Consider the following 24,882-nt stretch of genomic DNA (forward strand, 5'->3'; position numbering starts at 1 on the left):
TACGACCCCAACAATTTTTAATGGGGGTCAGGGTCTTCTTCAGAACTATCTTTAATAAGCATTCCTATAGGGTTTTTTAGCCCAAGATATTTTACTGCTGTTTGGTTCAATAGAACTGCCGTTGAATCCGTTGCAAACTCTCTTGAAAAATCCCTTCCTTCTACAATTTTTAAATTCAAGGACTTAGCATACTCAGGCGACACTTCTGTCCATGCCAAATCTTCTTGGAAACCTTCTGGCTTGCCCTCCCAGGTAAACCCATTTCGGTTAGACCATACCCTTGTTGTTGGACTACTTGAAGATGACATTTCAACTATTGCATTTGAAGCTAAAAATACACTGCGCATTAGGTCATATTTGCCTGTAAAATCTTCACTGAAAGTGGGAACCTGAATCAATCCTTCTTTATCATAACCTACAGGGCGGTTTTTAGCATAGTTTATCTGTTGCATTACAATGACAGTCCCGATAATAAATGCTACTGAAACGGTAAATTGAAGAACCACCAGAATTTTTCTAGGAGTACCAGCATGTTTGCCTGCTTTGAAGGTGCCTTTTAGCACATCTACAGGTCTAAAGGAAGAAAGATATAAAGCAGGGTAACTTCCGGCCAACAGTGCTGTTAGTAAAATAAAAACAAGGGATGTAAGCCAAAAAGAAGTGTTGCCCCACGGGAATACAATCTCTTTTCGAGCTAATTCATTAAAGCCTGTCAATGATAACAAAACAATGAAAACGGCAATGACAAAAGCAAATAAAACGACTAGGAAAGACTCGCTTAAAAATTGGTTGATCAACTGCCCTCTTTGCGAACCAATGGATTTTCTAATCCCTACTTCTTTGGCTCTTTTTTCTGATCGTGCGGTACTAAGGTTCATAAAGTTGATGCAAGCCAACAGCAGTACAAAAGCGCCGATTATCCCAAAGAGCCAAACATATTTTATTCTGCCCCCAACTTGTTTGCCATCTTCAAATTTTGAACGTAAATACCAATCTTTCATTGGTAGAAGGAATAACTGTGGATTAAATTCCACGCCATCTTCAAATAAGTTCTTCTTTACATCTTTAATAGTTGAAGAAACTCTTTCCATTGATGTGTTGTCTGCCAGTTGCACAAACATTTGAAAGGAATTATTGCCCCAATTGTCTACGGCCTCTTGAGCCCATTCTCTTGAGCCCACATATTTATCCCAAGGCATCATAAAATGAGTGTCATAAAAAGAAGAATTAAAAGGAAGATCCTCATAAACAGCGGTCACCATCATATCATATTGGCTATTGACCTTAATAACTTTACCGATAGGATCTTCCTGGCCAAAAAGTGCTTCAGCGGTTAATGCAGAAAGCATGATTGAGTTTAGTTCTCTAAGCCCATTTCGCTCTCCTTTTAATATTTTTAATGCCAGCATTTCCGGTGCTGCTTCCTGCATAAAATTCCCAGTTCTTGAAATGCTATTATCCTTGTATTTTAGATACTGCGAATTGGTCCAAGAGGACATGACCAAATGTTTAAAATTATCCATATAACCTTCTCTAAGAGCCATTTCCAAGGGACGAGGAATTGCTTGACCGGTTCCAGTTAGATTGTTAAAGGTTTGGGATTGCATTACTTGGGCAATATCATCTTTGTTTTCAAAATAGTCGTCGTGAGAAAGCTCATCTTTGATCCAAAGCCCTATGATAAGGGTAACGGCCATTCCCAATGCCAGACCACCAACGTTTATCATAGTGTACGCTTTATTCTTAGTAAGATTCCTCCAAGCTATTTTTAAATAATTTTTTAACATGACGATCTGTTTTTTGATGTATTTATTCGGTTTTAAGGCTTTTTACAGGGTTTACTACGGCAGCTTTTATACTTTGGTAGCTTACGGTTAAAATGGAAATTAAGGCAGCTAAAAAAGCCGCAAGTATAAATACCCACCAGCCTATTTGAATCCTATAGGAAAAGTCCTCCAACCATTTATCCATGGCAAACCACCCTAGAGGCAGCGAAATAAGGATGGCAACTCCTACCAATTTTAGAAAATCTATGGTTAGTTTATAGGTTATTTGCCCAACGCTGGCTCCCAATACTTTTCTAACCCCAATTTCTTTGGTTCTTTTCTCAGCATTAAAAGCTGCTAAACCAAATAGTCCAAGACATGCGATTAAGATAGAAAGGGTAGTGAAAATGAAAAAAATATGACTTAAGCGTTGTTCTGACCTATAGGTTTTATCAAAGGAATCTTCCATAAAATAATAATCGAAAGGCTGTCCAGGGGCCGCTTTGTTCCAAATGTTCTCAATGCTCTTAATGGCATTTGAAAAACTACCTGCTTCCAGTTTTATGGCTAGTGAATACGCCCAATCACCCAAGTGAAGACTTAAGGATTCTATTTCATCTCTGAAAGGGGAAAAATGAAAGTCCTTAACGACTCCAATGATGGTATAGTATTTTGGGTTTTCGGCTCCCATATCGGGAGTATAGCGTTTGCCAATTGCCTCATTAGCAGGAATCCCAATAACACTTAACGCGGACTCATTGATAATGATGCTGGTGGAATCATTTTTAAACTGTCTGTCAAAGTTTCTTCCAGCAATAATTTTAAAGCCCATGGTTTGGACATAATCATAGTCAACACCCCAGCGTTGCATACTTAGGGCATTTTCTTGGTCGCTAGCACCTTCTTCAGGAGTAAAAACGCTGTCGGATCTACTGGAAGGAGTTGGAAAAAAACTGCTTAAGGTCGCGCTTTTGACAAAGCCTAAACTTTTTACCTCATCTTTAAAGGAAGTCACTTGATTACCTATGGCAAATACGTCATTGATAATCAGGACCTGGTCTTTTGAAAAACCTAAATCTTTATTCTGAATATATTTTAATTGTTGATATACAACCAACGTGCTAACTATTAGAAAAACGGAGATTGCAAACTGAAATATAACCAGTCCGTTCCTAATTTTTCCACCGCCAAGATTAGCCCCGCTAGAACCTTTAAGCACTTTTACCGGCCTAAACTTTGACATAAAGAATGCAGGGTAGCTACCCGAGAAAAGCCCTAAAACAATGCCAGATGCCAATATGATTGACCAGAAAATTGGACTTGAATACGGAATGGAAATAGCCTTATCGGCCAAACTATTGAAAAAAGGCAGCGCAATTATAGCTAATACCACAGCAAACAAAAGGGCACCAAAAGAAACCAATCCTGACTCTATCAAAAACTGACGTATAAGCTCTCCCTTCTTGGAACCCAAGGTTTTGCGAACACCAACCTCCTTAGCCCTTTTAAGTGAGTGTGCAGTGGATAGATTCATAAAATTGACGCAAGCCAGAACAATTAGAAATATCGCGATAAACGAAAGAATGTATATGCTTTTAATATCATTATTTGCACTTATTTCTGCTACACGATCAGATTTTAGATGAATATCTGTCAATGGTATTGTGCTATAGATCAGGTGATTTCCTGCCGCCTTGAATTGTTCTTCGGTAATACCTGGCATAAATTGCTGTACTCCTGGAACTACATATTTACCCAAAAAACCACGAAGAGGCTCTTGTATATTATCAACATCGGCAAAAGGAATAAGTTTGGCAAAGGTTTGGTAATTGTTACTGCCCCAATTCACTATGCGGGAATCTTCATACCCGGCCATAGCCATAAAAACGGTATGATCTCTTAAAAATGAGTTCTTGGGGAGGTCATCAATTACTCCTGTTACGGTATACGTTTCGTGATTGTTCAATAAAAGTACTTGACCTAGAGCTTCATTAACTCCAAAATGTTTTTCTGCAGCTGTCTTGGTCAAGACTAAAGTGTTAGGTGATTTAAGGGCCGTTTTAATGTCTCCTGTTAAAAGTGTTATCCCAAACACTTTGAAGAACGTGGAATCTACGTGGGTGGTTTGCAGCTCTTTAACATTCACCTCAGTGTCTGTTTTTCTAATCAAAGCACTACCTCTAGTTCTAAATCGTGTAGTCAATTCAACTTCTGGAAAATCATTGTCAACTGCCTCGGCCAATGGTGCAGGAGTCACTGCAAATTCACGTGCTTCGCCGCCAAATTTTATATCCACATTTATTCTGTGTATGCGGTCAGCATCTGCAAACATTTTGTCAAAACTCAATTCATCGTATATATACAATGAGATTAGAAGTCCGCCAGCCATACCTATAGCAAGGCCAAAGATGTTCAGAAATGTAAAAAACGGCTGTTTTTTAAGATTTCTCCAAGCTATTTTAATGTGATTTTTAAACATAGTCGTTCGTTTTTTGATGTGTTTTATTCTGCCCTTAGGCTTTTTAAGGGTTGAATTAATGCTGCACTAATGGATTGATAACTAATAGTCAGAATAGCTATAACCAAGGCAATTAGCCCCGCCATTATGAAAGTGGTCCAATCTAGGCCCGTCTTATATGCAAAATCTTCTAACCACCTGCTCATCACATACCACCCGACGGGAATGGCCATAATAATTGAAACCGCAACAAGCTTCAAAAAATTAAGACTCAACAAACTGTAAATATTTTTAAAGGAAGCTCCCAAAACCATACGAATGCTGATTTCCTTTTTTCGCTGTTCTACCATAAAAGCCGATAGGGCAAATAACCCGAGACAAGCCACAAGAATTGCTAAAACCGAGAAAGAGAGAAATATGGTTCGTATACGACTTACATTGCCATACATTTTGGCAAAAGAATCGTTCATGAAAGCATAGCGAAATGTCATATTGGGTGAGAACTCGTTCCATTTTCTTTCCACTTCTTTTAATAGGGAAGTCATGTTTCCTGTATCTACTTTTAAAGAAATTATGGAGGGACTTAATCCTCTAAAAAAGCAGAGGGGCTGCACCTCTTGCTTCATAGAATTGAAATTAAAATCTTCAACAACACCCACGACTTCATAAAGTCTACCATACCTTGATATTTTTTTACCAATAGGCTCATCTAGGTTAAGTTTTTTAGCCATTGTTTGGTTTATTATGGTTGCATCGTCATCAGCACTTCTATCTTCGGAAAAATTTCTTCCCTCCACTAGTTTCATACCCAGGGTTTCCAAGTAATCTTCATCCACTACCCAAGCCTGTCCGGGAACGGTTTCGTCCACATTATCTCTACCTTCATTTACAAAGCTATTGCCATTTCTTTTTGTTCCTTCAAGAGGCAAATAGTCACTTATACTTACATTGGCGACCCCGTTTATTTTTTTAAGCTCATCCTTAAAAGTATCTACCCTATCACCCATAATATTGGTTCCGTAGAGCTGAATTACCTCTTCTTTTTCAAAACCTAATTTAGAGTTGAGGATAAAGTCCATCTGCTGATTCACAATAAGGGTTCCAATGATTAGAATAATTGAAATGGTAAATTGAAATACAACAAGACCGCTTCGTAATGCACTGGATTTACTTCCGGTACTAAGCTTGCCCTTAAGGACCGCTACTGGACGAAATCTTGATAAATAAAAAGAGGGATACAAACCTGCAAGTAAACCTACCGCCAATGCAGATACAAGAAGAATAGAGATAAACAAGGGACTTGAAAGCGGCAGACTCAATGCTTTTCCGGAGATGTTTCTAAAAACGGGCATCATTAACCAGGTCAGCACCAAGCCTATAACAAAGGAAATGAAAGAAAGTAAAACAGACTCAGTCAAAAATTGACCCACAAGATAACGTTTGGGCGCCCCAACTACTTTCCTAATCCCAACCTCTTTGGCTCTATTCGCGGATTTGGCAGTGGAGAGATTTACAAAATTGATGCTGGCAATAACCAAAATAAACAAGGCCACTATACCAAAAATCCATATAATCTTGATGTCGTTTCTTGAATTGGCTTCAAACGCAATATCACTTGAATACAGATTTATATCGGTCAAGTGCTGTAATCCAATGGAAAGTCGATCTTCAAGATTTCCTGCCATGGCAAACCCACCGGTTTTATAGGCTGGCATTAAGTAATCCCTAATAATACGAGTTGACATTTTTTTTTGGAACTGAGGGATATTTGTTCCACTCTTTAAAGTCAGGTAGGTGAAATAGTTGTTCTGGGTCCATCTGGTTTGTTCCCCTTCCCCAAACTCTACTCCAGATAAGGTTAACATAAAATCGTAATCTAGGTGTGAGTTGCTTGCAAAATCCTCCATAACACCATTGATTCGAAAAGGTTCCTCATCGTTTCCGTTCAGATATATTGACGTTCCAACCGGATTGCTTTCACCAAAGTACTTTTTAGAGATACTATTAGAAATTACAATAGTACCTGGTTCGCTTAATGCTGTTTGGGCATCTCCGTAAATCATTTTAATATCCATAATGCCCATAATGGACTGATCGGCATAGGCAAAACCTTCCTCATGATATTGCGCGGGGCTTCCTTCCAATCGAATTTCATTACTGCCAGCTCCATAAAACAATCCGTTGTCCATTATTCTTCCAGCATTTTCAACTTCACCAAAGTCATTCAGAACAGTTGTAGCAGTAATGGCAGAAAAATGAATTCCGCCCCTTACATTACCGTCTTGGACGATAGTATTGGTCATTCGATAAATATTGTTGGAATTTGCTATATGTTTGTCATAACTACTTTCATGAGCAATATAAATGGAAATCAATATGCAGGCGGTAACCCCAAAACTAAGACCAACTATATTGATTATGGTGAACCCCTTATTTTTCAAGAGACTTCTCCATGCGACTTTTAAATAGTTCTTTAGCATGACATTTCGGTTTTTGATTTGTTATTCGGTTCTCAAGCTTTTTACAGGACTTGCAACTGCCACTTTTAATGTTTGATAGCTAATGGTAATTAACGTAATGACCATTATGGAAAGAATGGCAAATGCAAAGACCCACCAATGTATTTCAGTTCTGTATGCGTAACCTTGAAGCCATTGCTCCATTAAATACCATGCAATTGGGGTGGCAAGGACACCAGCAATTAGAATAAGTTTAAAAAAGTCTACAGTGAACAAGGTTAGAATATTGGCCACATTACTGCCAAGTACTTTTCGTATGCCTATTTCTTTAGTGCGTTGCCCTACAAAAAACAGGATAAGTCCATATAGCCCTAGGCAACCAATTAATATTGCCAATCCTGAGAATACCTTGGAAAGGGATAGATACCGTTGTTCCGTTTCATATTGCTTTGCAACTCTTTCATCTAAAAAACGGTAGTCAAAAATATATCCTTTAAAAGCATCTGACCATTTTTCCCCAATTTGGGCCAAAGTAGATGCTGTATTTTGATGATTTATTTTAAGGGCAATTTCACCATACCAATTAGGGTTGTCCGCAATAAAAACCGGGTTTATCCCTTCTGTAAAGTTGGAATCATGAAAATTTTTCACCACCCCAACAATTGTCCCTTTTGTACCACCTCCATTAATTTCAATTTTTTTGCCAATTAATTCTTCGGAAGTGGCCAGACCTAATTTTTCACCCAGTTTTTCATTAACAAGTAATTCTGAAATAGCAGAATCACTTTCAAAGAAGTTTCTACCAGTTACAAGGGGAATGTTAAAAGTGTTCAAATAGTTAACATCTCCTGCTTTCACTTCTATACTAAATTCTTCATCTTCTGGTCTGTTATGATATCTTATCCCTGTTCCCCAGTTGTTATCCGCGGCACCAGGACTGCCTAAACAGGCGGAAACGTTCTGTACACCGGGAATTTGACTAAACCGCTCTTTTAGACTATTAAGTTTAATGCGCCCTAGACTTTCAGGAATCTCCACCATGACAATGGATTCTTTATCAAAACCCAAATCGGTATTTACAGCATAATCAATCTGTCTAGAAATAATCAACGTAGCGGCAATTAGAGTAATGGAGATTGCAAACTGGGCAATCACAAGTACTTTTCTTGTGGTTGTTCCTCCTGTATCATTATGGCTTAGTTTTCCTTTAAGTGCAAGTACCGGAACAATGCGAGCCATTAAGATACCAGGGTAACTTCCTGATAGGAATGAAACCAGTGTTAAAATGAGTATTAGAAACCCAAAGAATTCATAGTTTACAAGATCCCTCCAGGATAGTTGAATTTCAAAAAGGGCGTTAAATGAGGATAGAAAAATTAAGGCAAGTGTAATACCTAATATAATTGCCAATAAACTGATGACAAACGTTTCCGATAAGAATTGCCAAAACAGATGCTGTTTAAAACTCCCAAGTACTTTGCGAACACCAATTTCTTTGGAACGGTAAAAAGCTTGAGCAGTTGAAATATTGATAAAGTTGATGCAGGCTATTGTGATCAAAAACACACCTATAATGGCAAACACCCATAAAAGAACAGGATCTAAACCACCGTAGTAAAGCGGATCAATATGAATATCTGACAACAAGTGTAATTTATAAATATGTTTGTTCTTGCTTTTTGGCCTATGTTTTTTAGGAAGTTCCAGCAAGACGGATTCAATAGATGCTATGTCTTGGTTTGGTTTTAAAAGCGCATAAGTCTGTAGATTGCTGGTTATACCTCCCCAAGTTTCTGAAGCGGCAAACTCAAAAAAATCTTTGAGGTTTTCAAAGGAGACAAATACCTCTCTATCTAAAAAAGTGGTTTTAGGGATATTTTTTAGTACTCCGGTAATTTCTATGGCCTTATTATTTTGCAAGACAAAAGTCTCTCCTACAACATCTGTTTTTCCATACATTTTTAGGGCGACTGCTTCTGTCAGTACTGCTGTGTTTGGTGCTGAAAGAGAGATGTTATTGCTGCCATTGACCAAAGGGTAATTAAAGATTTTGAAGAAATCTTCTTCTACAAAGGCAACATCTTCCTTAAATTTATGAGTGACGCCATTCTTTTCTACATCCATTATAAGACCATCTTGACGTGAGATTTTGGCGACTTTTTCTGCATACTCATAATCTTCCCTAAAGGTCTTTGCAAAAGCTGGGGGCACACTGGGTTCATACTCTATTATATCTCTATGCTCCTCAGTATTCATTCTATAAATGCGATCAGCGTTTGCATGGAAATTATCAAAAGAAAGATGATAACTTAAGAACAAATAGATTAAGATACCGCCACCAAAACCAATGGCAAGGCCTAAAATGTTAATAGCAGTAAAAACCTTTCTTTTTAAAAGGTTTCTCCAGGCAATTCTTATATAGTTCTTGAACATGACTTAATCGATTTTCTGAATTTCTGCTTCACCTATTATTATACCTCTATCCACTTCCGGAGAACCTTCATAGGCAACAATTGCTTCCCCATAAGCGGTAACCTTTAGTCTGTCTGAGACTGCTATCCTGTAGCTGCCTTCTCCATATGCCGTTATCTTAACCTCAGAAGAATTCACCTCCAGAGTGTTAATTTTGCTTTCACCATACGCCGTTATTTTTTGTCTGCCTATAGTGCCTTTTTTAAGTTCTAAGTAGCTTTCACCATAACTGGTTGTAATTAAATGATCCAGGTCGACTTCATTTAAATACACTTCAGACTCTCCGTAGACCTTGAGTCTAAATTCTGGACCGCTTATAGGACTCTCGCAAACAAATTTTTCTTCTCCACGTAGTGAAAGTTCTTTTAGCTTTTTATAAGCAACTGTTGCGGTGACCACGGTTCCTCCGTAAATGGATCTTTTGCCTTTCCATTTATCATTTTTGATTTTCTCACCTTTGGTTACCATTTTAGCATTGTCCAGATAAAGGTGAAGGGTTCTGCCAACAACTTCTATATTGAGTTTTTCTATTGACTCAGTACTTGAATGAACATTGACAGACTCAAATTCGCTCTCAACAAAATTTACAGCTATATGTGGGCTTACAATGACCTTGTCAAAGCGTTCAACAGTAACTTTTTTAAGTTGACCAAAAGAATACCCATAGAACAGAACAAAACCGATGATGAGCAGTTTTTGAGTATACTTTTGCGTTTTTGATGATTTCATAACTATTCGTCTTTTGATTGATGATTTTGTTTTTTGATTAATGAATAAACCCCTCGGTTTTTACTTACACCATTGCTCCCATGGGTTTGTTTTGACTTTCCGTAACAATTTGCCCATCAAATAAGTTGATGACTCTGTGTGCATAATGGGAATCTCTATCGGAATGTGTTACCATAACAATGGTTGTACCCTCTTGATTAAGTTCTGTGAGCAGGTTCATAACCTCAATTCCATTTTTGGAATCCAAGTTACCTGTAGGCTCATCCGCAAGAATTAATTTTGGATTGGTTACTACTGCTCTTGATATAGCAACTCTTTGCTGTTGACCACCAGAAAGCTGTTGTGGAAAATGTTTTTCGCGATGCGCGATTTTCATGCGTTCCAACACTCTTTTTACATTCTCTTTGCGCTCGGACTTATTCATTTTTAAATAAATCAAAGGGAGTTCCACGTTTTCATAAACAGTTAACTCATCAATAAGGTTAAAGCTCTGGAAAACAAAGCCTAAATTCCCCTTTCGCAATTGCGTTCGTTGACTCTCTCGTAACCCTCCAACTTCATGTCCTGCAAATTGGTAACTTCCATCCGTAGGATTGTCCAGCATACCAATAATGTTTAGCAAAGTTGATTTTCCACAACCTGAAGGTCCCATGATAGCTACGAATTCCCCGTCGGCCACTTTAAGGTTTACACCATTTAATGCTAGCGTTTCTACTTCCTCTGTTTTGAAACTCTTTTTTAAATCCTGTATTTGTATCATCTTATTCGTTATTGTTTTTTTAAACTTTCTTGGTTAGGTTTCTTTAAAGACCTGTTTTATAGCGGTTTGTTTCAGTAAACCTGTAATTAATTCTTATTCCTGTTCAGTATTGATTTAATCTGCGTTAATTCCGTTTTTATGAAGGGTTAAACAAATGGTCTTAAAACCAAGGTCCATTTCTATTTCCTCCCCTTCATCTTCTATGTACTCAATGGAATTTAAATCGAAATAAACTTCATATGGAGAGAAACCAACTGGCAAATAGTTGGCTGTATTGAAACCTAATTCCACAGTTTCATCCTCTACATAATTAATGGATTCAACTCCGACTATGTCTGTATAGGGATCAAACCCTTTTGGTAAATTATATGTGGTATCAAAATCCAACTGTAATGTGTCTTCCTCTTCAATATATATGATGGAATTCAAATCAAAATAGAATTCATAGGGACTAAAACCCTCTGGAAGATAAGCACTGGTATCAAAGCCTAAATCAATTTCTGATTCTTCCTCAACAAATTCAATTTCATCTAGATTCAGGGTAAAGTAATCTTTGATTACCTCAGTATTGATGGTCAATACAGTAAAATGGTTCTCAAACGCACTAACAGTTTTAGTGGTTGTCTGCACAACCATTCTCGTACTTTGTTGTTCTTCGGCTACGGCGGTACTACTTATGAGTAAACATCCGTAAATCATTAATAGCTTGTTCATTTTTTGATGTATTTCTTTTATTTTAAAACGATTCTTTCTGCAGTTCCAAAACTGTCATAGTTGCTGGTGATTACCTGTTCACCCGGCTCTAAACCTTCCAACACTTCATAGTATCTTGAGTTTTGCTTTCCAATACGGATGTTTCGTTTTACGGCCTCGTTTTCATTTGTGCCCACTACAAAAACCCACTGCCCTCCGGTACTTTGAAAGAAACCTCCTTTTGGAAGTAACAGTGCATCATTAGAAGCACCAAGCTGTAATTTTATATTGTAGCTCTGTCCAGCTCTTATAGTTTCTGGCTTGTTATCTGTAAAAACTAGATCCACTTTAAACCGTCCACTTCTAACTTCTGGATATACCTTACGTAAACGAAGGCCATATTCTTTTCCGTTTCTTTCCAATGTTGCTGAAAGATCTCGTTTTATACGATCTATATAATGCTCGTCTATTTCTGCTTCAATTTTAAAATCTGTCAGTACATTCACTACCCCAATACGTTCACCTTGTGCAATGCTCTGTCCTATTTCAGCATCTAAAAAACCCAATTGTCCATCAGCGGGAGCCCTAACATTTAAATGGTCCAAACGCTCATAAACCATGGATAAGGTCTTTTGCATACGTTGTAAATCTGTATCCAACCCTGTTAGCGAGGTTCTTCTTAATTGATCATCTTGTTCAGTTTGAATCTTTACGATGTCATGCTGCTTTTTAGACAACTCATAGTTTTCCTTGGCGGTTAAATACACTTCTTTAGAAACCAGCTCGTCCTTGTAAAGTGCTTCGTTTTGTTCATAATTCCTTTTAAGGCGTTGTAGGTCATATTCGGCAGTGGCCAAAGACCTCTTCCCTTCTACTTGTCTAGAATCAAAGGTCAGTTTAGTGGAGCGCAAATCGTTTTGTTTTAGGGCCAAGTTGCTTTCACTGGCCAAGATTTGCTCATAAAGCATCATGTTTTCCAACTTTAGGATGATGTCTCCTTTCTTGACCATGGTACCTTCTTCTATTAACTTTTCGGATACGCGACCTCCTTCATAGGCGTCCATATAAATAGTGGCAATTGGGGCCACCGAACCATTTATAGTGATGTAATCATCAAACTTACCTTGAGTTACCTGTGCTATTGAAAGACGTTCTTTCTCTGTTCTAAAAGTGGATACTGAATTTGCGAAGAGCAATTTCCATCCTGTAAATAAGACCAGGGCACCTAACGCAATGTATCCGTAATGTTTTGGTCTTAATCCTTTTCTTTTTTCCAGTTGTATATCCATTCCTGTGGTTAATTAAGATTAAAAATTGGTAAGCCATTATAGAAATCCAAAGTGCTCTTGCTTATCTTTAAGCGCATGCCTACTTGTAGATTTTCATTTTGGGTGACAGCATATAAATTTTTTGCCTGAAAAAGGTCAATGGCGTTTATAAGTCCTTTTTCGTATCTTTTTTGTGCAATGCTAAAAGCTAGTTCTTGAGCTTCTACCCTTTTATTACTTTGGTCGTATTCGTCTATTAACGCCTCATTGGTCTGCACCAATTGCTGAATAATCTGAAATAGCTGCTGTTCCTGTATTTCAAGATTGTTCTTAGCTTGCAGATATGCTATTTTTTGTTGTTTTACTCTAGATTGGTTTGCCCATCCTAAACTAATTGGAACACTGAGTTCAGCACCTACAAATCGAGCCAAGTTATCATCGAACTGGTCCTTGAAAGGAATGGTTTCTTCATTATCGTCAGTATTGGTTTCAGAAAACCTTGTCCGCATTCCCGCAACAAGTGAAAGGGAAGGAAATAAACCACCTCTTGTAGCTTGTAATTGTTTTTTGGCAGCTTTTACCCTAAAATCTTGTGCTTTGACAAGTGGCACAAAGTTTCTTGCCACCATGTAAACAGAATCTACTGATTGCCCTTCGTTTATTTTTTCGGGTTGGCTATCGAGTGTATCTTGTAGTACAATGTCATTTTCTTCTGTTAAGTTCATCTCTTGGAGCAAAGTCAGCTTGGCTAATTTGAGCAGGTTTTTATTTTGGGTGACCAATAGTTTATCCGCCAATAAATTGGATTCAGCTTCGTACAAATCTGCTTTGGCCATAATCCCTAATTCCACTTGTTTGTTGACTAGATCATAATTGGATTGTGAAATCTCCAGTTGTTCCAAAGAATTGGTGACCAAGCCCTCGTTGAATTTTATATCATAAAAAGCGCTCATCACCCTAAAAGCCAGAAGGAATTTTTGTTGCAATACATCTTCTTGAGTTGCTTTATAAATAAACTTAGAAGCTCTGATGTTGTTCAATTTTTGAAATCCTTGAAACAAATCAATATTCATATTTAAGCTGAAATTGGTGCTGTAGAAATCATTATTTACAAGAAGACCAGTTGTTGGGTCTTCTCCTAATCCAGTATTATACGTTACATCTGTAAAGGCGGTCACGTTTGGTAATAGATTTCTAATGGATTGTTTGTAGGTCTCATTGCCAGAGTCTTTATCAAAAGAAGAATTTTTTACTTGGAGGTTATGCTCAACGGCATAAGAAACACATTCATCCAAAGTCCATGTCTTTTGGCAAATCCCGGTCAAGGAAATAAAAAGGATTAAAGTGGTAAGGTATATTCTAAGATTCATGATTTATTACTATGCCAAACTATTTGCTATTCTCGTGCCAAAGAATTAAACATCTAATTATCAATTGATTAAAATCATTCGATGTAACAGCGGAAATTAAAAGTGTAAAATTTTTATACAAAAAATGTCCAATTATTTTACACTGTCTAAAAATTTACAATCTCAATTCGTAGTTTTAAAACCAAATATGAACAACAGGCCAAATGATTGATGCCAAGATTCTAGTCATTGATGATAATAAAAGCGTGCTAAGCGCTTTGGAGATTTTATTGCAATTTGAATATAAAAGTGTTCAGACGCTTTTTAATCCAAATCAGATATCTTCCTTCCCCAATATGGAGCAGATAGATATTGTACTTCTAGATATGAATTTTTCCGCTGGCGTGAACACTGGGAATGAGGGCTTATACTGGTTGAATGAAATTAAAAAGAAATCACCCAACACCTCTGTTATTATGATGACCGCATATGGTGCAGTGGACCTTGCGGTAAAGGCCTTAAAACAAGGTGCGTCTGACTTTGTCTTGAAACCTTGGAACAATGAACGATTATTGACAACCGTAAAGTCGGCGCATGAACTTAGAAAATCTAAAGAAGAGATACACAAACTTAAAAAGAAAGAAAGCAACTTAAAACAAGTGATTAATGATGATAAAAATTTCATCATAGGGAATTCTAAAGCTTTGACTTCTGTTCTCAACTTGGTTAGAAAAGTGGCCAAAACAGATGTAAATGTTCTCATAACAGGAGAGAATGGTACAGGAAAGGAATTGATCGCCCGTGAAGTACACCGATTATCTTCCAGAAAGGATGAGGTTTTTATTGGGGTTGATATGGGCTCTATAGCTGAAAATCTTTTTGAAAGCGAACTTTTTGGGCATACAAAAGGGTCATTTACAGATGCCAAGGAGGATCGGTCCGGAAAATTTGAAGCTGCACATCAAGGCACTCTGTTCTTAGATGAAATGGGAAACCTTTCACTTCAGATGCAAGCTAAATTGTTGTCATCCATTCAAAACAAATCCGTGGTAAGGGTTGGTTCTAACAAATCCGTTAATGTAGATATTCGTTTGGTGTGTGCTACCAATTGCAATTTAGAACAGATGGTTGCAGATGGACTTTTTAGGGAAGATTTGTTGTACAGAATAAATACGATTCAAATTGAGGTACCTCCATTAAGGGAACGAGGAGAGGATATTATGATTTTGGCAGATTTTTTCCTAAAAAGATTTGCGAACAAATATGATAAACAGGGATTGCGGATAAATAATTTGGCCCAAGAAAAACTGATGGAATATTCATGGCCAGGGAATGTTAGGGAACTCCAGCACACTATGGAGCGTGCTGTAATCCTTTCAGAAGGAAATGTTTTAAAACCTACAGATTTCTTGTTGCACTCCAAGCCAACACAATCCATGGATAATGGTCCGGCAACTTTAGATGAAATGGAATTGCAAATGATTTCCAGAGCGTTGGACCAGCATGATGGAAATTATAGTGCAGCGGCGGATCAATTGGGTATTTCCAGACAAACCTTATACAACAAACTGAAGAAAAAGAATAAATAATGGCGAGCAGAAACTTTTATGTACAGCTCATTTTCAGGGTGCTTTTAATTACATTAACGGCCTTGGCCTTGGCCTTTGCTGTTTTTAAACCATGGTACTTTACCTTGGCCTTCTCTATTGTCTTTCTTATTGCTCAAGTATATTCCTTAATTGCTTTTATCAATAGTACCAACCGTAAGATTTCTTATTTTTTTGATGCAATTCGCAATGAAGATTTTACATTACGGTTCCCAGAAAAAGTTTCCATAAAATCCTTTAAAGAACTCAATCAAAGCTTGAATAGGGTGAACGGTCTTATACAAGAAGTTCATTTACAATTGCAGATAAGGGAGCAGTATTATCAAGAAATTCTAAAGCAGGCAAGCATAGGGATCATGACCTTCAATGATAAGGGGCATATCCTTTTTTCCAACCCTACCTTGGAAAAATTGTTGAACTATACACCATTAAACCATATTAAACAGCTCGCACAAGTAGATGAAGGACTGTATCAGGTTTTTAAATCGTTTAAACCGTTTGACAGAAAATTGTTCCAACTTACCAATGAGCGTGAACAAATACAATTAGCGCTAAAATCAACACCCATTACGCTGGATGGAAAATCACTGATATTGGTTGTGGTACAGGATATTCATGAAGAGCTTGACGAAAAGGAAACCGAATCATGGGTGCGACTTATTAGAGTGCTGACCCATGAAATTATGAATACGATTACCCCAATAGCTTCCATTTCAGATTCCATAATTAAATATTATAAGAACGATGGCAAAGTAGTGTCTTCTAAAAGTTTGGACGAAACTCAGATAAAAAATACGCTAAAAGGATTGGAAGTAATAAAAGAACAGGGAGGAAATCTAATGGATTTTGTTCAATCTTACCGTAGTTTATTAAATGTTCCTGAACCCAACAGAACCATAGTAAGTGGAAAAAAACTATTGGGAAAAATTGAGGTTTTAATGTCAACCAGACAAGAAGATGAGCAAACCAACTTTTATGTAGAATGCAATCCTGATAACCTTGAATTTTTTATTGACGAAAAACAAATTGCCCAAGTCTTGATTAATCTGGGTAAAAACGCACTGCAATCCGTTAGGGAAACCAAAAATGGGCAAGTGTACATTATTGCGGGAATTGAAAACGATGGGGTAAAGTATATTGAAGTAAAAGATAACGGACCTGGAATTCCCACAGATTTAATAGATGAAATTTTTGTTCCATTTTTCACTACAAAAAATGAGGGTACGGGTATAGGCTTGAGCCTATCCAAACAAGTAATGCAGTTGCATGGAGGCAATTTAAAGGTTCGGTCGATTCCAAATAAAGAAACTGTTTTTAGAATGACGTTTGCTTAACTATAGTCATTGAAATTAGTATGAAAGAACAACTTTTAGCGTTTTGTTGGGAGCACATTAATGATAGAACAGATAGGCTACAACAAAGAAGAGTCTCATTGCAAGAATCCTTAAACTCGGAAACCAAAAGCAGTGCAGGAGACAAGCATGAAACTGGTAGAGCAATGGTGCAATTGGAACAGGAGAAACTGGGGAAACAACTTTTTGAACTTGAAGAAATAAAAAGAATTCTTCATAAGGTAGATATCCATAAGAAGTCGAAAAAAATTAGCTTGGGAAGCTTGGTAAAGACTACTACAGCAAATTATTTTGTTGCCATTTCTGCAGGTGCGGTTAAAATTGATGATACAGCTGTTTTTTGTATTTCTGCCAGTTCACCGATCGCACAATTGTTATTGGGAAAAGAGAAGGGAGATGGTGTAATTTTCAATGGTACTGAGATTAAGATTCTCGATGTAAATTAATTTTTTGCCGCTCTTTTTTCAAATGTTACCCTGAGCAATGTCCTACTTAGCTCGTTGAAATATTGTCCAAGAAAAAGAACTTTTTCCTTCTGGCCTATTTATATATCAACAGCCCATATCCATGCATTTCCACTGGATTTGTTCAATAAATTTCCCGAACTTCACTTACCGGTCGTTAAAGAATCATTAAAACGATTTTTAGCTTAACGTTGTAATGCATTAAAATAAAACTGTTATTATCTAGACATCCAAATTACTATGGAAACATCTGATACAATTTATTGGTGATACAAAAGATATACATACCAACCCATCCCGCTCTCTTTAAGATAGTGAACTTTTTGAGCTATGTTGAGATTACTGCTAAAGACATATTAGACGGCTCTATGGCAATATTCCCAAATGCCACGAGTAACCTTTTAATTTCATTAGAAAATGAAATAAAGGTGCAAGAAAGTTTAGTGGGCTCTTCTATTTATGCATCATGCAGTAGTACAGTTTCCCTGCGACCTTATGCAGGTATGAAATTCATGACAGTTCAGTTCAATAACTTCGGATTGTTTTATTTAAAGCAGATACCTGCCTATGAATTACAGGACTCTCTATTACACATGGATCTTTTCTTTACTGCAAGTGATATAGATCGAATCTCATCACAACTCAAAGAAATAGAACACATTCAAGATAAATTCATTGCACTTGAATCATTTATAATGAATCGTATAAGAATAGAAAAAGTAGATCCTAGACTGCCTTATGCTATTAACGCATTAAAATCGGATAGGGTTATCTCTATTGACCAACTAAGTGAATCATTGTGTATTTCGAGCCGAAGTTTGCAAAAAATATTTAAGAAGTGTGTAGGCATGAGTCCGGCTCATTTTAGAAAAATAGTGCGCTTCAATCGAGCCGCCAATCTTCTTTTGAACAGCTCTGTTGATTCTCTTACCGACGTCACCTATTTATGTGGATATTATGATCAAGCGCACTTCATTAAAGATTTTAGAGCATTTGGAGGTATTTCACCATCTGAGTTTTTGAAACTTAAGGCACATCGTTCGGATTTTTACAATTACAATCTTAAGGAAATTGATAGCCTGGCCCTCAAATAGAGTTAAGAATATTATGAAAAAAACACTTATTGTACTGCTAATATTTCCAATTTTAAGTTTCTCTCAAGTAGATATTCAACCTATTATTGATATGCACCTTCATGACTACACTGAGCAAACGTATTTCACAGCCCCTGCGCCAGATGGTATAATGTCACCGAAAGACTATCAAACCTACAGAAACGAATTGCTGAAAGTTCTCAAGAAGCATAATATCGAAAAAGCAATTGTCAGTACTATCGGAGGGCCAAATAAATTGGATGATGACGGAATTTTAATTCCTGGATATTATACAAATTCTCCACCAAAAGATACTATTGCCTTTAAAGAATTGATTGAATCTGGAAAACTGAAAGTTTTTGGAGAAATAGGAGCCGTATATGATGGCTTTACATTATCAGACCCAAAATTTGAACCATTCTTAAAAATTTGCGAACGATATGATATTCCAGTAGCTCTTCATACTGGAGGCGGTCCAACGGATATTACCTATAGATGCTGTCCGAATTTTAGAATAAAACTAGGAGACCCGTATACAATAGAAAATGTACTTGCTAAATTTCCGAAACTGAGAATTTATATGATGCATGCGGGCGAAGTTTATTATGAAAATGCATTACGATTAATGCTCCAATACTCTCAGCTATATACTGACTTAGGAGTTGTTCTTTGGATTCATGAGCAACCGATGGATTATGCAGAACAATTTTTGAGAAAAGCGAAAAAATATGGGTTAATTGACAGAGTTATGTTTGGATCTGACCAAATGGTATGGCCTCATGCTATTGAAAAAAGTATAAATCAATTAAATAGTTATGATTTTCTATCCGAAGATGATAAAAGGAAAATACTTTATAACAATGCAGTGGAGTTCTTAAAATTAAAAGAATAAACGCATCACAACAACATGTACGAGTAATAGCGGTTGGGTTCTTCCCTAAACCGTTTTTTTATTAAATTAAAGCTTTTTGCAAACCTAAAAGTAGTTGTACAAAGTCCGCAACGAACCCATAGCCCAACCGATAAGTGCAAATCTCTTGAGACCGACAGGTGAGTTTCTGTCAACCTTTTACTAGACTTAGGACTTTAGTTGAACTCGAGGTGACAAAATCAATCCAAATCAGGTTTTTTGCGATACGCCTTTTTATTAGAATCTATTTTTTTAGATTTTAATCGTTTTTCAACAGAAGATTTTGAGGGCTGTGTAGCTTTTCTTTTTTTAGGAACCTCCAAGGACTTTTTAAGTAGATCAAAAAAACGTTTTATGATAAGAGCTTTGTTTTTATGTTGACTTCGAGCTTCATCGCACTGCAAAATAAGCAACCCTTCTTTCGTTAATCTAGCATCTAGCTTTAACAACAACCTACCTTTTTCTGCATCGGATAAACCGTAAGAAGATTGTGGATTAAAAGTCAATTCTACTTTGGAAGAAACTTTGTTTACGTGCTGACCACCAGCTCCACTGCTTCGTATGGCTTTAAATTGAAGTTCTTTAAGGATCTGTTCTTTGTTCAATTTGAAGACGTGAATTGATTGTTTCCAAAGATACATTAAGGAAAACAGTATCACCTTTCTTTAGTTTTTTTGAAGTATTGAAATACAAAATGGTTTCCTCATTGGCCATGGCCTCATTTAGAAAATGACTTCCTTTAAAAAAAGAGTCTTTTACAGACACTTCCAGACCAGAAGTATCTGAAACTTGAAATTCGTGCGGATAAACTAGAACCGATTTATCAATTTCGGCATAAGACTTTAAAAGCTTAATAGGGAGTTTATTTACTTCCCCAAAAAGCGAAGCTATGTAGTAATTGAGGGGATTTTTGTAAAGCTTTTTTGTTTTCTGATTTGCAACTATCCTTCCTTTTTCTAAAACAATGGTATTTTCCGCATAAGGTAGAACATCATTGGGGTCATGGCTGGCAGTAAGAACGGTTATCTCTTTTTCCTTTAGATATGGAAATAGATTTCTCCGTAAGGAGTTCCTTTTAAAATTATCAATATGTCCAAAAGGCTCATCTAAAAGTAATAGTTCAGGTTCTTGGGCCAAAACGCGAGCTAAAGCTACGCGCTGCTGTTGGCCTCCACTCAAATTTTTAACCTTGGTTTTTGCGTAAGCCTCAAGTTCTATAAGCGCTAAAAGTTCTTGGATACGTTGTTGGTGCGTTTCACGCTCAAACACAGACAGATGTTGTCCAATATTTTCTTCAACAGTTATAAAGGGCATCAAATCAAAATCCTGCGAAAGATATTTCATGTAAGACTCCCCAGGAACTAGATTATAATTAGGGCCAAGAGCTTGTACATCACCCCAAAAGATAGCTCCGTTCTCAACATGCAAAAGCCCATAAATAATTTTGAGCAAGGTACTTTTACCAGACCCACTTTCCCCCATCAACGCCAAGTGCTCGCCCTTTGCTACCTGAAAAGAAATATTTTCCAAAATAGCTTGGTCTTGATAACTGAAAGAAGGTATATGAACGTCTAGCATAATCGTCAGAAAGATTGTTTTGTCAGTTCGAGCGCAGTCGAGAACTATTTGCATCTCGACTGCGCTCGATAGGACATTTTTTTAAATCTATCAATCCTTAAACTCTTTTAAAACAGCTTGATTTGGAAGCTTGTCATAGCCCATGTTGAATAGCGTAAAACCAAATATATCCGCATACTGTTCAATGGTTTTACTTACAGGAGTTCCTGCCCCGTGCCCCGCATTGGTTTCTATTCGTATTAGAGTAGGATTGTCTCCAGTTTGTTTTTCCTGCAGCTCCGCTGCAAATTTGAAACTATGCGCTGGTACCACACGATCGTCATGATCTCCTGTGGTCACCAAGGTAGCTGGGTAGGCCGTTCCCTCCTTAACATTGTGCACAGGGGAATATCCTTTTATATAATTGAACATTTCTTCGCTTTCCTCAGAAGTTCCGTAGTCATACGCCCAGCCTGCACCTGCTGTAAAGGTATGGTACCTAAGCATATCTAGAACACCAACGGCTGGTAAGGCAACTTGCATTAAATCTGGTCTTTGGGTCATGGTGGCGCCTACCAACAGGCCCCCGTTAGAACCACCTCTAATGGCCAAATATTCTTTGGAAGTATACTTATTTTCAATTAGGAATTCCGCAGCAGCTATAAAGTCATCAAAAACATTTTGCTTTTGCAGTTTTGTTCCGGCAATGTGCCATTTCTTTCCATATTCCCCACCACCTCTAAGATTGGGAACGGCATAGATACCTCCTTGCTCCATCCAGACAGCATTTACAATACTGAATGAAGGTGTAAGGCTAATATTGAATCCGCCATAACCATACAAAATGGTAGGATTCTTGCCATTGAGTTGCACTCCCTTTTTATGTGTAATGATCATGGGAACCTTAGTGCCGTCCTTGGAAGTAAAAAACACCTGTTTAGACTGATAATCTTCCGGATTAAAATCAATTTCAGGTTTCCAATATTGTTCGTACTCTCCATTTTCTACATTGTATTTGTATGAAGAACTTGGGGTATTATAATTGGTAAATGAAAAGTAAAACTCTTTCTCTTCTTTCTTGCCACCAAAACCACTTGCGCTTCCCACACCTGGTAACCTGACTTCACGAACCAGTTTGCCGTCATAATCATATTGTAATACTTGAGAAATAGCATCAACCATGTATTCTGTAAAGAAATAATCTCCTCCTGTTCCAACAGTCAAAACATTTTCAGTTTCTGGAATAAAATCCTCCCAATTATCTGGAGTAGGATTGCCCGCATCAGCAATCACAATCTTTTTGTTTGGAGCGCCCATATTGGTGACCAGATATAGCTTGGACCCAACCGTTTCTATGACATAAGTATCTGAATCAGTGTTGTCCAAAATAGTAATCAACTCACTATTGGGTTGTGTTAAATCCTTTAGGAATAATTTATTGCCCGAGGTTGAGGTAGATGCAGAGATGAACAAATATTTTTCATCCTCTGAAACCGAAGCACCTACATAACGATGCTTTTCTTCAGAAGTACCACCAAATATAATTTTGTCCTCGGATTGAGGAGTGCCCAATTCATGATAGTATAATTTGTGCTGGTCTGTTTTTGCTGACAGTTCACTTCCCTTAGGTTTGTCATAGCTGGAGTAGAAGAACCCCTTATTTCCTTTCCAAGAAATTCCACTGAACTTTATATCAACCAAAGTATCTTCAACAATTTCTCTTGTTTCAGAATTGATGACGATGCCTTTGCGCCAATCACTACCTCCTTCAGAAATTAAATACGCTGCCCTGGAACCATCTTTGGTAAATTGAAGTCCCATTAAAGAGGTGGTGCCATCCTCAGAAAAAGTATTGGGGTCCAAGAAAACTTCTTCCTCACCACCTTCTTTTTTTCTATAGACCACATATTGGTTTTGTAAACCATCATTTTTGTAGAAATACGTGTATTCACCCTCCTTAAAAGGAGAGCCTAATTTTTCATAGTTCCATAACTTTTCCAACCTGTTCTTTAAATCTTCCCTAAATGGAATTTTATCAAAGTAACTGAACGTGGAAGCATTCTGTTCTTTTACCCAAGCTTCGGTTTCTTCGCTACGGTCATCTTCCAACCAACGATAGGGGTCTTTGACTTCGGTTCCAAAATAAGTATCAACAGTATCGACTTTTTTAGTTCTTGGGTAGTTCACGACTATGGGTTCTCTTTTGGTAGTTTCTTTGCAAGCAGCCATAAGAATTAGGGCAGCAAAAGGGATTAATTTTCGCATGTCTTTCAGATTGATTCTGCTAAAAATACCATAAAAAGCTACAATCTCTATGGAAGGAGAAAGCTTTAACGTATTTTAAGAAACTACTTCAGAAGTGTTGGAAACCAGCTTATTTTCCACCAAATATTCAGCAATTTGAACGGCGTTGGTAGCGGCACCTTTTCTAAGATTATCTGAAACCACCCACATATTTAGAGTATTGCGTTGCGTTTCATCTCGGCGAATGCGACCGACAAAAACATCATCTTTACCATGAGCGTAAATGGGCATGGGATAAGTGTTGGTATCTGGATTGTCCTGAACTGTTATACCAGGAGTTTCACTGAGCAGTTTTCTTACTTCGGTAAGGTCAAAATCATTATGGAACTCCACATTAACAGATTCTGAATGACCTCCGGCGGTAGGGATGCGAACAGCAGTAGCCGAAACTGAGAAGGTACGGTCATCCAATATTTTTTGAGGTTCGCGAGCAAGCTTCATTTCTTCCTTGGTATACCCATTTTCCATGAACACATCGCAATGGGGCAATGCATTTCTCCCAATGGGATATGGGTAGGCCATTTCTCCCTGTACCCCTGCAATCTCATTTTCCAATTGACGAACGGCTTTCACCCCGGTTCCCGAAACAGATTGATAGGTAGAAACTACCACGCGTTTCATTTGGTATTTTTTATGAAGAGGATTTAGCGCCATCACCATTTGAATGGTTGAGCAATTTGGATTGGCTATGATCTTATCTTCAGCAGTTAACTCGTTTGCGTTAATTTCTGGGACCACTAGTTTTTTAGAAGGATCCATTCGCCATGCGGAAGAATTATCAATAACAGTGGAACCTACTTCGGCAAATTTTGGAGCCCATTCCAAAGAGGTGTCTCCACCGGCTGAAAAAATAGCAATATCCGGTTGAGCGGCAATGGCATCGTTAAGACCAATTATGGTATATTCTTCAGCTTTATAGGTCAGTTTTTTGCCCACAGATCTTTCAGAAGCAACCAGCAATAATTCTGAGATAGGAAAATTACGTTCTGCCAATACTTTCAACATTACCTCGCCAACCATTCCAGTGGCTCCAACAACTGCTACTTTCATTTTAATTTCTTTTGGAGAGACAAATGTACTGCAGATAAAAATTTATACAAGCATTTTAAAACCACATAATCAAAAAATAACAAAATGTTACAAATAAAACAACCGTCAGCATGTTAGCGAAACAGACTGACGGCTTTAAGATTATTATTGTGATGTAGCGGTTGGCCTTTTACAGGCGAACGATTTTTACTTCTTTAATAAGTCCCTGATTTCTGCAAGTAAATCTTCTTGAGATGGACCTGCTGGTGCTTCTGGAGCTGGTTCTTCTTTTTTCTTCATCTTGTTCACTCCTTTTACAATCATGAACATTACAAAAGCGACAATGATAAAATCAATAACGTTGGTTAAAAAATCACCATATAGTACGGCAACTTCACCCACTTTTTCTCCAGCATCATTCATAGCTCCTTCTTTTACAATATATTTTAAATCTTTGAAATCCGCATTAAAGATTAGTCCAATCAAAGGAGAGACAATTCCTCCGGTAAAAGAAGCAACAACTTTGTTAAATGCTGCACCCATAACGAAACCTACGGCAATGTCCACGAGGTTTCCTTTCATTGCAAAATCTTTGAATTCTTTCAACATAA

General features: G+C 37.4%; 19 protein-coding genes. 5 read left to right on the plus strand and 14 right to left on the minus strand.

The features are described 5' to 3' along the window. Window positions 1-17 precede the first annotated feature (17 nt). The 9 genes from LV704_RS09240 to LV704_RS09280 form a co-directional block, all read right to left on the minus strand. Complete coding sequence (locus LV704_RS09240; protein ID WP_370636061.1) at window positions 18-1,787, minus strand: ABC transporter permease; 1,770 nt, start codon at window positions 1,785-1,787, stop codon at window positions 18-20. A 22-nt stretch (window positions 1,788-1,809) separates the two neighbouring features. Next, window positions 1,810-4,245 carry an ABC transporter permease gene (locus LV704_RS09245; RefSeq protein ID WP_163420659.1) on the minus strand — a complete coding sequence of 812 codons (2,436 nt, stop codon included), beginning with the start codon at window positions 4,243-4,245 and terminating at the stop codon, window positions 1,810-1,812. Between the two features lie 23 nt (window positions 4,246-4,268). Further along, window positions 4,269-6,704: an ABC transporter permease gene (locus LV704_RS09250; protein WP_163420658.1), complete on the minus strand. Its 2,436-nt coding sequence runs from the start codon at window positions 6,702-6,704 to the stop codon at window positions 4,269-4,271. A gap of 21 nt (window positions 6,705-6,725) precedes the next feature. Next, window positions 6,726-9,116, minus strand: a complete 2,391-nt coding sequence (locus tag LV704_RS09255; protein ID WP_163420657.1) for an ABC transporter permease — start codon at window positions 9,114-9,116, stop codon at window positions 6,726-6,728. Between the two features lie 3 nt (window positions 9,117-9,119). After that, window positions 9,120-9,884: a head GIN domain-containing protein gene (locus LV704_RS09260; RefSeq protein WP_163420656.1), complete on the minus strand. Its 765-nt coding sequence runs from the start codon at window positions 9,882-9,884 to the stop codon at window positions 9,120-9,122. A gap of 64 nt (window positions 9,885-9,948) precedes the next feature. After that, the gene (locus LV704_RS09265; protein ID WP_163420655.1) at window positions 9,949-10,644 is read right to left on the minus strand and encodes an ABC transporter ATP-binding protein; all 696 of its coding nucleotides are present in this window, start codon (window positions 10,642-10,644) and stop codon (window positions 9,949-9,951) included. A gap of 114 nt (window positions 10,645-10,758) precedes the next feature. After that, the gene (locus LV704_RS09270; protein WP_163420654.1) at window positions 10,759-11,358 is read right to left on the minus strand and encodes a hypothetical protein; all 600 of its coding nucleotides are present in this window, start codon (window positions 11,356-11,358) and stop codon (window positions 10,759-10,761) included. Window positions 11,359-11,375: 17 nt separating this feature from the next. After that, complete coding sequence (locus tag LV704_RS09275) at window positions 11,376-12,626, minus strand: efflux RND transporter periplasmic adaptor subunit (RefSeq protein WP_163420653.1); 1,251 nt, start codon at window positions 12,624-12,626, stop codon at window positions 11,376-11,378. Between the two features lie 8 nt (window positions 12,627-12,634). Beyond that, window positions 12,635-13,975 (minus strand): TolC family protein, encoded by a 1,341-nt coding sequence (locus tag LV704_RS09280; protein WP_163420652.1) that lies wholly within the window; start codon window positions 13,973-13,975, stop codon window positions 12,635-12,637. Between the two features lie 203 nt (window positions 13,976-14,178). Here LV704_RS09280 and LV704_RS09285 point away from each other — a divergent pair, with 203 nt between their 5' ends. The 5 genes from LV704_RS09285 to LV704_RS09305 all read left to right on the plus strand — a co-directional run bounded on the left by LV704_RS09285 (window position 14,179) and on the right by LV704_RS09305 (window position 19,363). Beyond that, window positions 14,179-15,543, plus strand: coding sequence for a sigma-54 dependent transcriptional regulator (locus LV704_RS09285; RefSeq protein ID WP_163420651.1), 1,365 nt, complete (start codon window positions 14,179-14,181; stop codon window positions 15,541-15,543). Then, window positions 15,543-16,895, plus strand: coding sequence for a PAS domain-containing sensor histidine kinase (locus tag LV704_RS09290; protein ID WP_163420650.1), 1,353 nt, complete (start codon window positions 15,543-15,545; stop codon window positions 16,893-16,895). Before LV704_RS09285 ends, LV704_RS09290 begins: the two co-directional genes overlap by 1 nt. A 20-nt stretch (window positions 16,896-16,915) precedes the next feature. Further along, entirely contained in the window at window positions 16,916-17,359 is a 444-nt protein-coding gene (locus LV704_RS09295) for a 3-oxoacyl-ACP synthase (protein WP_163420649.1), read from the plus strand. A gap of 284 nt (window positions 17,360-17,643) precedes the next feature. Continuing rightward, complete coding sequence (locus LV704_RS09300; protein WP_163420648.1) at window positions 17,644-18,471, plus strand: helix-turn-helix domain-containing protein; 828 nt, start codon at window positions 17,644-17,646, stop codon at window positions 18,469-18,471. A 13-nt stretch (window positions 18,472-18,484) separates the two neighbouring features. Further along, window positions 18,485-19,363 carry an amidohydrolase family protein gene (locus tag LV704_RS09305; protein WP_163420647.1) on the plus strand — a complete coding sequence of 293 codons (879 nt, stop codon included), beginning with the start codon at window positions 18,485-18,487 and terminating at the stop codon, window positions 19,361-19,363. A 218-nt stretch (window positions 19,364-19,581) separates the two neighbouring features. Here the strand turns inward: LV704_RS09305 and arfB are convergent, their stop codons facing one another. The 5 genes from arfB to mscL form a co-directional block, all read right to left on the minus strand. Next, window positions 19,582-19,986: an alternative ribosome rescue aminoacyl-tRNA hydrolase ArfB gene (arfB, locus tag LV704_RS09310; RefSeq protein WP_163420646.1), complete on the minus strand. Its 405-nt coding sequence runs from the start codon at window positions 19,984-19,986 to the stop codon at window positions 19,582-19,584. Beyond that, window positions 19,964-20,959 carry a sulfate/molybdate ABC transporter ATP-binding protein gene (locus tag LV704_RS09315; RefSeq protein ID WP_163420645.1) on the minus strand — a complete coding sequence of 332 codons (996 nt, stop codon included), beginning with the start codon at window positions 20,957-20,959 and terminating at the stop codon, window positions 19,964-19,966. Before LV704_RS09315 ends, arfB begins: the two co-directional genes overlap by 23 nt. A 90-nt stretch (window positions 20,960-21,049) precedes the next feature. Beyond that, window positions 21,050-23,203: a prolyl oligopeptidase family protein gene (locus tag LV704_RS09320; protein ID WP_205597856.1), complete on the minus strand. Its 2,154-nt coding sequence runs from the start codon at window positions 23,201-23,203 to the stop codon at window positions 21,050-21,052. Between the two features lie 75 nt (window positions 23,204-23,278). After that, window positions 23,279-24,292, minus strand: a complete 1,014-nt coding sequence (locus LV704_RS09325; protein WP_163420644.1) for an aspartate-semialdehyde dehydrogenase — start codon at window positions 24,290-24,292, stop codon at window positions 23,279-23,281. 186 nt (window positions 24,293-24,478) lie between these two features. After that, window positions 24,479-24,880, minus strand: coding sequence for a large-conductance mechanosensitive channel protein MscL (mscL, locus tag LV704_RS09330; RefSeq protein WP_163420643.1), 402 nt, complete (start codon window positions 24,878-24,880; stop codon window positions 24,479-24,481). Between the last annotated feature and the right edge of the window lie 2 nt (window positions 24,881-24,882).

The sequence above is a fragment of the Flagellimonas sp. CMM7 genome (genome assembly GCF_021390195.1).
Lineage (GTDB): Bacteria > Bacteroidota > Bacteroidia > Flavobacteriales > Flavobacteriaceae > Flagellimonas.